Source organism: Stenotrophomonas sp. CFBP 13724, from assembly GCF_014841975.1.
GTDB classification, from domain to species: domain Bacteria; phylum Pseudomonadota; class Gammaproteobacteria; order Xanthomonadales; family Xanthomonadaceae; genus Stenotrophomonas; species Stenotrophomonas lacuserhaii.
Map to the genome: position 1 here is coordinate 164392 of NZ_JACYUW010000001.1, position 12242 is coordinate 176633.

The following is a 12242-nucleotide window of genomic DNA, read 5'->3' on the forward strand; positions in this document are numbered from 1 at the left end:
GCGCGGATCATCAGCGCACCTCCTGGCCGAGTCGGAAATCAGACACCGGCTTGCTGCGCGGATCGGCCCGGTCGAAGTATTGGTGGCCATCAATGAACACCTGGTCGGCCAGCGCATAGGAGCTGAAAGGATTGCCGTTCCACACCACCACGTCGGCGTTCTTGCCCGCTTCCAGGGTGCCGGTCCTGGCTTCGATGCCCAGTGCCTTGGCCGCGTTGGCGGTCATCCAGGTGATGGCGCGTTCCGGCGCGATCGTCGGCATGTTGGCGCGGCGCGCGGCGGCGATCACCTTGGCCGCTTCCTGGTTCAGGCGCTGGATGCCCTCGGGTGAATCCGAGTGCACGATGGCGCAGCTGTTGGCCGGACGGTCGACCAGCGCGATGTTCTCCTGGATGCCGTCGAAGGCTTCCATCTTGAATCCCCACCAGTCAGCCCACAGGGCGCCGCAGACGCCTTCCTGGGCCAGTCGGTCGGCCAGTTTGTAGGCTTCCACGCCGTGATGGAACGCGGCGATCTTGAAGCCGAACTCATCGGCCAGGTCGAGCATGGTGGCCATTTCGTCGGCGCGGTAGCAGTGGATGTGCACGCGGATGTCGCCCTGGATCGCGCCAGCCAGCGTGTCCAGTTTCAGGTCACGCTTTCCACCGCTGTCACCGCTGCTGTCTTCCTTGTCGCCGCCGAACCAGCGCTTGCGCTTGGCCGGCTTGGCGGTGTTCTTGGCGATGTATTCGCTGGCATCGATGAAGGCGGCGCGGTAGCCGGCCACGTTGCCCATCCGGGTGCCCGGTGCGGTGCCCTTGCCGCCATACACACGCTTGGGATTCTCGCCGCAGGCCATCTTCAGCCCCCACGGCGCACCGGGGAACTTCATCGCCTGGTAGGTGGTGGTGGGCACGTTCTTGAGCACCACGCCGCGGCCGCCGACCAGGTTGGCCGAACCGGGCAGCACCTGCATGCTGGTCACCCCGCCGGCCAGCGCCTCGGCGAAACCGGGATCCTGCGGCCACACCGAATGTTCGGCCCAGACATTGGCGGTGACCGGGGCGGTCATCTCGTTGCCATCGCTGTGCGCGCTGACGCCGGGGCTGGGGTACACACCGAGATGCGAGTGCACGTCGATCAGGCCGGGTGTCACCCAGCGCCCGTGCGCGTCGATGCGGCGCACGTCGCTGCCCGCCTGCAGGGCGCGGCCAACCTCTACCACTTTTCCGTCACGCAGCAGCACGTCCGCATCGTCCAGGCGCTGCCCGGTGCCGGTCAGCACGGTGGCGTTGTGGATCAGCACGGCCTCGCTGCTGTGCGGCTGGTAGGTGCTGGGATACGGATCCTGGATGAAGCGCGAAGCGCCGGTGGCCGGCGCAGCGGCCAGCGACAGCAGCGCCAGGCCGATGCCGGCGCGCAGCAGGTTGTGCATGGAGTCCCCGTGAGCATGGTGGTGCAGGTCGCTGACGCTAGCGGAGTAACCGCCTGCTTGCCAAGTGACCTTCGGCCTGGCGTGGTCACCGTACGCGGCGGCACGGGGAAGGCGCGCTTTCGCAATTGCGGTAATCTCGAGGCGCGATGGCGCCACGCGCTGTCCGCCGTGTGGGTGGCCGCGAGCTGCAATGGCCGCGCGCACCCAGGATGAACCACGTAATCAAGGAATAGATCCAACCATGACCCGTACCACGTTGTTCCGTACTTCTTCTTCGTCGCGCCGTCCCCTCCCTTCGCTGCTCGCTTCGGCCATCGCCGGTTCGTTGCTTGTGGCCGCCGCGATGCCGGCCCTTGCGCAGTCGCCCGATGCGCTGCTTGGCCAGTATCAGCAGCTGCGCAGCGTGCAGGCAGCTGCCGCATCGGTGCCGCAGGGCGCCGTCGCGCCTTCGACCGCAACCACGCTGGCAGCTGCTGCAGAAACCGGCCCGGTGATGGGCACCGCCGGCAACCGCGAAAGCTGGCAGACCGATGAGTTCCAGGTGGATTGGGGCTTGGGCGCGATGAACGCCGATGCCGCCTATGCGCGTGGGCTGACCGGCCAGGGGATCCGCCTGGGGGTGTTCGACAGTGGCACCGGCCTGGCGCACGATGAGTTCGCCGGCAAGAACCACAGCAGCATCCGCATCGCCGACCTGCTGCCTGACGGCACCTCCTGCACCAACGTCAACGCGCTGTGGGGTCCGGATGCCTGCTTCGCCAGCGACGGTGATGTGGTGGCGCTGGAGGCCATCGGCTTCGATTACGGCCTGACCGAGGAAGACATCGCCTTCCTGATCGGTGCCGGTGCACCGTACGGCCTGACCTTCAACACCCACGGCACGCACGTGTCGGGCACCATCGCCGCCAACCGCGATGGCAGCGGCATGCATGGCGTGGCCTTCGGTGCGGACCTGGCCGCGTCCAAGCTGTTCTTCGACAGCTACGTCGAGTGGTACCTGGGATCGGACAATTACTACCGCCAGGGCTCGGTGTTCCCGCAGGTCGGTCCGAGCGAAGATGCCTTTGCCAGCATGTATTCGCAGATGAACGCCCAGGGCGTGCGCGCGATCAACCACAGCTGGGGCCTGGGCAGCGAGCCGGAGACCGTCGAAGCGTTCGATGAGATCTACAACCACGAAGGCGACCGCGCCTACCTGGATATCTTTGCCGAAGGCTCGCGCCAGGCCGGCATGATCCAGGTGTGGGCAGCCGGCAACTCCGCCGACTACAACCCCAGCCCGGAGCAGGCTCCGCTGGCCGGCGTGTATGCGACGCTGCCACGTGCCTTCGCGGACATCGAGCCGTACTGGCTGGCCGTGGTCAACCTCGACCAGAACCTGCAGCTGAGCGACCTGTCGCACCGCTGCGGGCTGGCGGCGAACTGGTGCCTGGCCGCGCCGGGCAGCGACATCATCTCCACCTCGTATGGTTCGGAGGGGCTGGAAGGCCAGCTCGCCACCGATGACAACCAGAACGTGCTGCTGGACGTGCTGGAACGCGTGCCCAGCTATACCTACGAACAGATGAGCGGCACCTCCATGGCGGCCCCCCACGTCACCGGCGCGCTGGGCCTGCTGTTCGAACGTTTCCCGTACCTGGACAACGCGCAGGTGCGCGACGTGCTGCTGACCACCGCCACCGACCTCGGCGCCGAAGGCGTGGACGATGTGTACGGCTGGGGCTTGGTGAACCTGGAGAAGGCCATCGAAGGCTATGGCCAGCTGCGGGTGGACACCCACGTGGTGATGAACACCGCGGCCGGCGGCCTGAAGGTATGGGAGGGCGATGCGTGGGATGACTGGACCAACGACATCGGCGGCCCCGGTGCGCTGACCAAGTCCGGCAGCGGCTGGCTGCGCCTGAGCGGTGACAACAGCTTCAATGGCGCCGTGCTGCGCGAAGGCATCCTGGAACTGGACGGCGTCAACGCGCTGACCGATGCGGTGGTGGTGCAGGGCGGCCAGCTGCGCTTGAACGGCAGCCTGGTGGACACCGACCTGGATGTGCGCGGCGGCAGCGGGCTGGTCGCCGCGGGTGCACTGCTGGATGGGTCGTCGCTGTCGATCAACGCCGGCGGGGTGGTGGCCTTCAATGGAACGCAGACCGGTGGCTCGACGTTCGTCGGGGCCAACGGCCTGCTGCAGGGCACCGGTACGCTGGGCGACACGCGGATGGCCGGCATCATCGCGCCGGGTAACTCGATCGGCACGCTGACCATCAATGGCGACTACGTGCAGACCGCCAGCGGCGTCTACCTGGCCGAGCTGTCGCCGGGCGGCAGCAGCGACCTGCTGCGCGTCAGTGGCAGCGCCACGCTGGATGGCACGCTGAAGGCGCTGCCGGAAGCGGGCATCTACTACCTGGGCGAGCAGTTCAACGTCATCCAGGCCGACGGTGGTGTGCAGGGCCGGTTCGCCACCACCGACTTCAGCGCGTTCTCGCCGTTCCTGCAGTTCGGCGTGGGCTACGGCAGCAATGGCATCAACATCGAGGTCACCCGTGGCCAGCTGCTTGCCAGCGCGGCGAGCACCGCCAACCAGCGCGCAGTGGCCGGTTCGGCCGATGCGCTGGCCGTTGACCAGGGCCTGCCGCAGCCGCTGACCCTGCTGTTCCCGCAGCAGGTCGGTGCGGCGTTGGACGGCCTGAGCGGTGAACTGCATGCCGCCACGCCGCTGGCGCTGGTGGAAAGCAGCCGTTACGTGCGCGATGCGGCGTTGAGCCGTGCGGTAGGCGCGCGTTCGCCGCAGGACGACGACAGCCAGGCCACCGGTGCCTGGGTGCAGGCCATCGGCGGCAGCGGAAAGCTGGATGGCGATGCCAACACGGCACGTACCCAGTCCAACACCAGCGGCCTGCTGGTTGGCATCGATCGTGACATCGGCGGCTGGCAGCTCGGCCTGCTGCTGGGCAACGGCCGCACCGACACGAAGCAGGCGCAGGGGCGTTCGGCGAAGGCGCGTATCGACAACACCCACGTGGGCCTGTACGCAGGCCACAGCTGGGGCGCGTTCGGCCTGCGCGGTGGCCTCGGTTACAGCCGCCACGACATCGACAGCAGCCGCCAGGTGGCCTTCGCCGGTTACAGCGACGGGCTGAATGCCAACTACGACGCGAAGACGAAGCAGGCCTTCATCGAAGCCGGTTACCGCTTCGGCGGCACGCAGGGTGGACTGGCGCCTTACCTGCAGCTCGCCCGTGTCGAAGTGGACGTGGACGATGTGCGCGAGCAGGGCGGTGCCGCCGCGCTGCGTGGCCGGGTGGACGACACCGCGACCACCGTGGCCACCGTCGGCGCGCGTTTCGACAAGGGCCTCAAGGCAGCATTCCAGCAGGATGCATGGCTGCACGTTGTCGGCGGGGTGGGCTATCGCCGCGCCTCCGGTGACCGCGACGGGCTGGCGCAGCTGGCCTTCGATGGCGGCAGCAGCTTTGCCGTCAGCGGCGCGCCGATCGCCGACAGCGCGGTGGTGGCAGAGCTGGGCCTGTCGGCCTGGTTGAGCCCGCGCCAGCAGCTGGAACTGGGCTACAACGGCCAGTTCGGCGATGAAAGCCGCGACCATGGGGTCAACGCACGCTGGTCGCTGCGGTTCTGATCGAGGTCTGATCCACGCGTGATCTAGGGCGGCCTGCGGGCCGCCCTTTTTGTTTCCGCACCGGCGATGCTCGACTCTGCGCCGTGGCTCTCGCAGAATCGTGCCCTGACGTTCGCGAAAACCGCCACATGAAGACCAAGCAGGACATCGTCGACAACTGGTTGCCGCGCTACACCGGCGTGCCATTGGACCAGTTCGGCCAGCACATCCTGCTGACCAATTTCAGCGGCTACCTGCATGCCTTCGCGCAGCTGACCGGCGCACCGGTGGTGGGCCTTGACCGGCCGATGGCCAGCGTCACCGCCGATGGCATCAGCATGATCAACTTCGGCATGGGCAGCCCCAATGCGGCCATCATCATGGATCTTCTGTCCGCGGTGATGCCCAAGGCAGTGCTGTTCCTGGGCAAGTGCGGTGGGCTCAAGCGCAAGAACCAGCTGGGCGACCTGGTGCTGCCGATCGCGGCGATCCGCGGTGAAGGCACCTCCAGCGATTACCTGCCGCCGGAAGTGCCGGCATTGCCGGCGTTCGCGCTGCAGCGGGCGGTCAGCACGATGATCCGCGACCTCGGCCACGACTACTGGACCGGCACCGTGTTCACCACCAACCGGCGCGTATGGGAGCACGACGAAGCCTTCAAGGAACGGCTGCGCAGCATGCGCTGCATGGCCATCGACATGGAGACCGCCACGGTGTTCGCGGCGGGCTTCGCCAACCACATCCCGACGGGGGCCTTGCTGCTGGTCTCCGACCAGCCGATGATCCCGGATGGGGTGAAGACCGAAGCGTCCGATGCCAAGGTGAGTTCGCAGTTCGTGGACAACCATATCCAGATCGGCATCGAGGCCCTGAGGCTGATCCGGCGCAACGGCAAATCGGTCCGCCACCTGCGGTTCGACGAATGACTGGCAGTGGGCAGGGCGCCCCGATGCAGCCCGTGGAGCAGGATATGCAGACCGCAGCGCAGGTAGTGGCGTTCTGGACCGAAGCAGGGCCAGCGAAATGGTTCGCGCGAGACGAGGCGTTCGACGCGCGCTTCCGTGCGTTGTTCCTGGAGGAACACCATGCGGCGGCCTCGCGGGCCCGCGAGCACTGGCTGTCCAGCGCCGAAGGGGCACTGGCGCTGATGCTGCTGCTGGACCAGTTCCCACGCAACTGCTTCCGCGGCACCGCCCATTCGTATGCCACCGATGGGCTGGCCCGGCATTACGCGATGCGCGCAGTGGAAGAGGGCCTGGACCTGGAGCTGCTGCCCAAGCTGCGTGCGTTCATCTACCTGCCGTTCGAACACTCTGAAGATCCGCAGGACCAGGATCGTTCGGTGGCGATGTTCGACGTGCTGGGCGACAAGCAATATCTGCAGTTCGCCGAGCTGCACCGCGACATCATCCGCCGCTTCGGGCGCTTCCCGCACCGCAATGCGGTGCTGGGGCGGATGACCACGATGGAAGAAATGGATTTCCTGGCCGAGGGCGGATTCGCGGGTTGATCGCTGGAACGGAAAACGCCGGCATGGGCCGGCGTTTTCCAGATCGTTACTGCACTGCGTGAAATCCGGGATCAGTACTTCGGCACGCCGTTGTCGACCTCGTCGGACCAGGCATCGATGCCGCCGGTCACGTTGTGCACCTTGGTGAAGCCCAGCGCACGGAACTGTTCGGCAGCCTGCGCGCTGCGGCCACCGTGGTGGCACAGGAAAGCCAGCGCGGTGTCCTTCGGCAGGGCTTCCAGCTCGGCACGGCCGTTGCCATCGAAGACCTTGAACGGCACGCCGACGGCGGCGATCGAACGCTCTTCGGACGGACGCACGTCGACCAGCAGCACCGTACCGGCACGCACCAGGTCATCAGCATCGCGCACCGACAGTTCGGTGATGGCCTTGGGTGCGTTCGGGTTGTCGATGGCCAGGCCCTTGCCGCGGATGTCGTCCACCCAGTCGATGGTGATGCCATCGGCGCGACGCGCACTGGCCAGGTCGAACTGCACGCGCAGGCCGTTGGATTCGGCCGCGATCGCGCCCTCATCGAACGGGGCCAGCTGGAAGTTCGGCTGGAAGCGGGCATCGATGCCCAGCTGAAGTGCGGCACCGGGCGAGTCGGCCAGCGCGCCCTTGAGCATTTCCACCGCAGCCGGGGTCACGGTGATGGACGGCGGGGTGCGGTCCGGGGCGGCCAGGCCGAGCACGCTGCTCAGCTCTCCGCTGGAGGCCATCTGCAGGATGATGTCGCTGCCACCGACCAGCTCGCCGTCGATGTACAGCTGCGGGATGGTCGGCCAGTCGCCGTACTGCTTGATGCCTTCGCGGATCTCCTGGTCGGCCAGCACGTTGACGTGGCCGAACTCCACGCCCAGGTCCTGCAGTGCGCCGACGGCCTTGGCCGAGAACCCACACTGCGGCATGGATGGCTGGCCCTTCATGAACAACACGACGCGGTCGTTGGCGAGGAGGGTTTCGATGCGCGAACGCAGGGCGGGATCGAGGGACATGGCGGTGGAAATCCGGTGATATCGAACCGCTGATTCTACCCCTCGTGGCATCATGGGGCATGACCACGGTAGAAACGCTGCATTGCCCCCCGCGCTGGCCTTGGCGCGCGCTGCTGGGCTTCGCGCTGTCCCAGTTGCTTGCCCTGGCGGTGTGGATCTTTTCCGGCTGGGGCTGGGGACTGGCCCTGCTGCTGGCCAGCCATGCGCTGTTCCTGGTGCCGGTGTTCCTGCCCAACAGCCGCTTCTACACCCCCGTGACCCGCCGCCTGGCCGATGCCGGCGATGCGGTCTGGCTGACCATCGACGACGGCCCGGGAAGGGATACGCCCGCCGTGCTGGACCTGCTTGACCGCTACCAGGCCAGGGCGACCTTCTTCCTGGTGGGCGAACGCGCGCTGGCCCATCCGGAGCTGGTGCGCGAGCTGATCCGACGTGGCCATGACGTGGGCAATCACAGCCACAGCCACCCGCAGGCCCGCTTCTGGCGGCTGGGACCGGTGGCCATGGCCCGCGAGATCGGCCACTGCCAGCAGGCGCTGCAGGCGATCACCGGCCGACCCACACACTGGTACCGCTCGGTGGTGGGCATGACCAATCCGTTCGTGGGACCGGTGGTGCAACATCTGGGCCTGACCCGGGTCGGCTGGAGCGCGCGCGGTTTCGATGGGGTGGACTGCACACCGGCGCAGGTGCTGGCGCGGCTGCTGCCGGACCTGCAGCCGGGGGCGATCGTGCTGCTGCACGAAGGCAGTGCACACGGCTACAACCTGCAGATCATCGAAGGGGTGCTGCAGGCGCTGCACGAGCGGAAGCTGCAGGCGCGGTTGCCGCCAGGCCCCTGACGCGGCAGGTCAGCGCGCCACGGGTGGGCGCGTGGCCACCAGCAGCCAGCTGTTGAAGGGAGTGCGCCCGTGTAGTGGGCGCGGCGCTTCGGCGAGCAGGCCGGCCTCGCCGAGCAGCTGTTGCAGCGCGCCGGCGGTTGGATAGTGGCGTGGGCGGGTGCGCATCCAGCCGGACAGCCAGCCCAGCCGGTCGGTCAGGCGCGTGGTGCGGTCGCGGCCATCGCCGGTATCCAACGGACTGCGCAGCACCAGCGTCCCACCCGGTGCCACACGCTGTGCAGCGGCGTGCAGCAGCGCGGCCTGCGCCGACGCGTCCAGGTAGTGCAGCACATCCAGCACCGCCACGTGGCCGCTGTGGGGGGGCAGCGGCTGCTGGATGTCCAGGTGGCGCAGGTCCAGTGCGGGAAGTGCCGCGCGGCGGACCGCACGTGCACCGCGATCGATCTTGCCCGCATCCAGGTCCACGCCGAGATAGGGTTGCATCCGGCTGTGCAGCCGCGCGACGTGGCCCAGCAGGCCCAGCCCACAGCCCAGGTCGAGCACGGGCAGGGCGTCATCCGGAAGCGCCTGCAGCACTCCGTTATAGAGCGGATCACTGCCTAACTTCGCGCGCACGTAGTAGTAGGTGCTGCGATTACCCCAGCTGCGGTCCGGCAGGAAAGCGCGGGCGATGGCCGTTGCCTCGGCGGTGTCCAGCGAAGATGCCGGCGAACGTGCCGTGGGCCGCGCGCCGGTCACCAGTTCAGGCGGCGGACGCGAGCATGCGCTCGGCCAGCGGCAGGGCCCGCTGCGCCCACAGCGCATACATCCGCGCCGAAGGATGCAGGCCGTCGTCTGCGAGCATCGCCGCTTCCGCGCCGTGCTGGCGCGAGAGATCGGTGATGTCCACGTAGGCGATCCCGAGCGCGTTGCAGATCGCCTGCGCGGCGTGGTTGTAGCCATCCAGCGCGCCGGCAATGGCGGCGTGGTCGCGATCGTGTGCGAACGGGGTAACCCCCCAGTCCGGGATGGACAGCACCAGCACCCTTGCCGGCCTGCCGCCGGCAAACGCCAGCGCACGCTGCAGCAGGGCGCTGAACTGCTGCTGGTAATCTTCCAGTGACCGACCGCGGTACTGGTTGTTGACCCCGATCAGCAGGCTGACGAAGTCGAACGGACCGTCCGGTGCAACCGCATCGACGCCGGCATCCAGCTCATCGGTGGTCCAGCCGGTGGTGGCGATGGTCCGTGGCTCCTGCATCGCGATCCCGCGTCCTCGTAGCAACGCCGCCAGTTGATGCGGCCAGCGACCTTCCGCCGCAACGCCTTCGCCAATCGTGTAGGAGTCGCCCAAGGCCAGCCAGGTGCGTGCCATCGGGGTCAGGCGACGGCCGAGCGACGCGGCTTCAGCGGCACGACCTTGCGGTTGGCTTCGGCGCGGCGTGCCAGTGCGCGGTCGATCCGCGAGAACACCTCGCGCATCACCGCCGCCTCGGGCAACAGGGTGACGCGGAAATGATGTCGGTAGGGCACGTTGAAGCTGGAGCCGGGTACCACCAGCACGCCTTCGTCGTTCATCAGTTCCAACGCGAAATCGTGGTCATCCAGGCCCCTGGCGGCATCGCCGACCACGGCCGGGAAGGCGTACAGGGCACCGGCCGGTGCCACCAGCGAGAGGTGCTCGCTGGCCGCGCAGGCGTCGATCACCGCACGGCGGGTTTCGTACAGGCGGCCACCGGGCGTGCACAGCGGGGTGATCGTATCGGGACCGTTCACGGCCGCATCGATGGCGTACTGGCCGGGCACGTTGGCGCACAGGCGCAGCGCGCTGAGCAGGTCCATCGCGGCGCGGAACTCACCCAGCCGCTCGGCTTCGCCGGACAGCATCGCCCAGCCCACGCGCCAGCCGCAGGCGCGGTGCACCTTGCTCAGGCCGCTGAAGGTGATGCAGGGCTGGTCGCCCGCCAGCGGTGCTACCGGCTGGAACACCGCGTCGTCGTACAGGATCTGGTCGTAGATTTCATCGACCATCAGCAGCAGGTTGTGCTTGCGCGCGATGGCGACGATGCGTTCGAGCAGTTCGCGCGAGTAACTGGCACCGCTGGGATTGTTGGGGTTGATCAGCACGATGGCGCGGGTACGCGAGGACACCAGTGCTTCGATCTCGCTCGGGTCCGGCTGGAAGCCATTCTCCGGGGCGCAGCGGTAATACACCGGGCGGCCGTCGTTGAGGATGGTCGCGGCCGACCACAGCGGGTAATCGGGCGAGGGCACCAGCACTTCGTCACCGGGATTGAGCAGCGCCCGCAGCGACAGGTCGATCAGTTCGCTGACGCCGTTGCCGATGAATACCCGGTCCGGGTGCGCGTCGGGTGCGCCGCGACGGGCGTAGGCAGCCGCGATGGCCTCGCGCGCTTCCGGCAGGCCCTGCTGGTGGGTGTAGGGATCGGTGCGGCCCATGTCATCGGCGATGGCGCGCTGCAGGTGCTCCGGCGCGCGGAAGCCGAAGTTGCCGGGGTTGCCGATGTTCAGTTTGATCAGCGTGCGGCCCTGCGCCTCCAGTTCCCGCGCTCGCCGCGCCAGCTCTCCTCGGATCTCGTAGCGCACTTCGGAAAGGCGCTCACGGATGGCCAGGGGCTTGGGCGTGGGGGTGGACATGGCAGACGGGCCGTCGATGGGCGTGGATGACCCATACTAGCTGAATTGCTGCGATGCATGGCAAGGGTCTCCGCCGGCCAGCGCCCGCGCCCGCAAGGCGCGCTGCCGGTAGAATGCGGACGATGACCGACACCCCTGATTACCCCGCACTGCAGACCATTGGCTGGCCTTGGCCCGGCCCGCCCGCCAACGCCGACCAGGCGGACTGGCAGGCCGCGATGGCGACCCATCCACAGGCGCGGCCTGCGCGGGTGATCGAGCAGCATCGCACCCATTACGTGGTCGCCGATGGCCCGGACGCGTCGATTAAGGCCGAATCCCTGCCGGAATGGCAGCGTCCGCGCTTTCCCAGCCACGAGCGCCCTGCGGTGGGCGACTGGGTGCTGCTGGAGGGCGTGCGCATCGTCGCGCTGCTGCCGCGGCGCACCGCGATCAAGCGTGGCGCGGCGGGGGAGCATTACCACCAGCAGGTGATCGCGGCCAACGTCGATACGGTGTTCATCGTCTGCGGCCTGGATGCCGATTTCAATCCGCGGCGGATCGAGCGCTACCTGCTGCTGGTGGGCGGCGGCGGCGCCGAGCCGGTGGTGGTGCTGACCAAGGCCGACCAGACCGAATACACCGAAGACGCGCTGGCGGTGCTGGAAGAATTGAAGGCGCAGGGCATCGCGCTGCGGGCCGTCAACGGGCTGGATCCGGCCAGCGTGGCGACCCTGCATCCGTGGCTGGGCGCGGGGCATACGGTGGTGCTGGTGGGCTCCTCGGGCGCGGGCAAGTCGACCCTGACCAACACCCTGCTCGGCGAGCAGCGGATGAAGACCAACGCGGTGCGCTCCAACGATTCGCGCGGCCGCCACACCACGACCCATCGCGCGCTGATGCCGTTGCCGATGGGTGCCTGCCTGATCGACACGCCCGGCATGCGCGAACTGAAGCCGACCGGCGAAGAGACGCTGGCCGAAGGTGGTTTTGCCGATATCGAAGCGCTGGCGGCACAGTGCCGGTTCCGCAATTGCCTGCACCAGCAGGAACCGGGTTGCGCGGTGCGTGCGGCGATCGAAGAAGGCGAGATCGAAGAGACCCGCGTGCTGAACTACTTCAAGCTGAAGGAAGAGGTCGCTGCCGCGGCGGCAAAGCTGGCGGTACGCCAGGCCGAGACGGCGCAGGAACGCCGCACCGCGGCCCGCCGTGGCGCAGGCAAGTCGCCGCGCCGCCGGTAGTGACGGGC

Annotated in this window: 10 protein-coding genes; 5 read left to right on the forward strand and 5 right to left on the reverse strand. The window is 68.0% G+C overall.

The genetic code is table 11. The features are described from left to right. Positions 1–10: 10 nt before the first annotated feature. Positions 11–1414, reverse strand: coding sequence for an amidohydrolase (locus tag IFT63_RS00705; RefSeq protein ID WP_192082918.1), 1404 nt, complete (start codon positions 1412–1414; stop codon positions 11–13). A 241-nt stretch (positions 1415–1655) separates the two neighbouring features. On the opposite strand from IFT63_RS00705, the gene IFT63_RS00710 reads away from it, so the two are divergent. The 3 genes from IFT63_RS00710 to IFT63_RS00720 all read left to right on the forward strand — a co-directional run bounded on the left by IFT63_RS00710 (position 1656) and on the right by IFT63_RS00720 (position 6537). Further along, entirely contained in the window at positions 1656–5048 is a 3393-nt protein-coding gene (locus tag IFT63_RS00710) for an autotransporter serine protease (RefSeq protein WP_192082919.1), read from the forward strand. Between the two features lie 128 nt (positions 5049–5176). Further along, complete coding sequence (locus tag IFT63_RS00715; RefSeq protein ID WP_101098963.1) at positions 5177–5953, forward strand: AMP nucleosidase; 777 nt, start codon at positions 5177–5179, stop codon at positions 5951–5953. Between the two features lie 44 nt (positions 5954–5997). Continuing rightward, complete coding sequence (locus tag IFT63_RS00720) at positions 5998–6537, forward strand: DUF924 family protein (protein WP_192082920.1); 540 nt, start codon at positions 5998–6000, stop codon at positions 6535–6537. Between the two features lie 71 nt (positions 6538–6608). On the opposite strand, the gene grxD is transcribed toward IFT63_RS00720, so the two are convergent. Further along, positions 6609–7535, reverse strand: coding sequence for a Grx4 family monothiol glutaredoxin (gene grxD / locus IFT63_RS00725; RefSeq protein WP_042613684.1), 927 nt, complete (start codon positions 7533–7535; stop codon positions 6609–6611). Positions 7536–7594: 59 nt separating this feature from the next. Here grxD and IFT63_RS00730 point away from each other — a divergent pair, with 59 nt between their 5' ends. Further along, positions 7595–8377, forward strand: a complete 783-nt coding sequence (locus tag IFT63_RS00730; protein ID WP_192082921.1) for a polysaccharide deacetylase family protein — start codon at positions 7595–7597, stop codon at positions 8375–8377. A 9-nt stretch (positions 8378–8386) separates the two neighbouring features. On the opposite strand, the gene IFT63_RS00735 is transcribed toward IFT63_RS00730, so the two are convergent. The 3 genes from IFT63_RS00735 to IFT63_RS00745 are packed head-to-tail and all read right to left on the reverse strand — an operon-like array spanning position 8387 to position 11014. Further along, positions 8387–9115, reverse strand: coding sequence for a methyltransferase (locus IFT63_RS00735; protein WP_320504818.1), 729 nt, complete (start codon positions 9113–9115; stop codon positions 8387–8389). 4 nt (positions 9116–9119) lie between these two features. After that, positions 9120–9731: an SGNH/GDSL hydrolase family protein gene (locus tag IFT63_RS00740; RefSeq protein ID WP_192082923.1), complete on the reverse strand. Its 612-nt coding sequence runs from the start codon at positions 9729–9731 to the stop codon at positions 9120–9122. Positions 9732–9736: 5 nt separating this feature from the next. Beyond that, on the reverse strand, positions 9737–11014 hold the full coding sequence (locus IFT63_RS00745) for a pyridoxal phosphate-dependent aminotransferase (protein WP_192082924.1): 1278 nt from the start codon (positions 11012–11014) through the stop codon (positions 9737–9739). Between the two features lie 122 nt (positions 11015–11136). Between IFT63_RS00745 and rsgA the strand changes: the two genes are divergently transcribed. Next, positions 11137–12234 (forward strand): ribosome small subunit-dependent GTPase A, encoded by a 1098-nt coding sequence (gene rsgA / locus IFT63_RS00750; protein ID WP_042613687.1) that lies wholly within the window; start codon positions 11137–11139, stop codon positions 12232–12234. Positions 12235–12242: the final 8 nt, after the last annotated feature.

Coding starts and splice junctions, on each gene's coding strand:
- IFT63_RS00710 (WP_192082919.1), top strand. CDS start 1,656: ATGACCCGTACCACGTTGTTCCGTACTTCTTCTTCGTCGCGCCGTCCC.
- IFT63_RS00705 (WP_192082918.1), bottom strand. CDS start 1,414: ATGCACAACCTGCTGCGCGCCGGCATCGGCCTGGCGCTGCTGTCGCTG.
- grxD (WP_042613684.1), bottom strand. CDS start 7,535: ATGTCCCTCGATCCCGCCCTGCGTTCGCGCATCGAAACCCTCCTCGCC.
- IFT63_RS00730 (WP_192082921.1), top strand. CDS start 7,595: ATGACCACGGTAGAAACGCTGCATTGCCCCCCGCGCTGGCCTTGGCGC.
- IFT63_RS00720 (WP_192082920.1), top strand. CDS start 5,998: ATGCAGACCGCAGCGCAGGTAGTGGCGTTCTGGACCGAAGCAGGGCCA.
- IFT63_RS00740 (WP_192082923.1), bottom strand. CDS start 9,731: ATGGCACGCACCTGGCTGGCCTTGGGCGACTCCTACACGATTGGCGAA.
- IFT63_RS00745 (WP_192082924.1), bottom strand. CDS start 11,014: ATGTCCACCCCCACGCCCAAGCCCCTGGCCATCCGTGAGCGCCTTTCC.
- rsgA (WP_042613687.1), top strand. CDS start 11,137: ATGACCGACACCCCTGATTACCCCGCACTGCAGACCATTGGCTGGCCT.
- IFT63_RS00715 (WP_101098963.1), top strand. CDS start 5,177: ATGAAGACCAAGCAGGACATCGTCGACAACTGGTTGCCGCGCTACACC.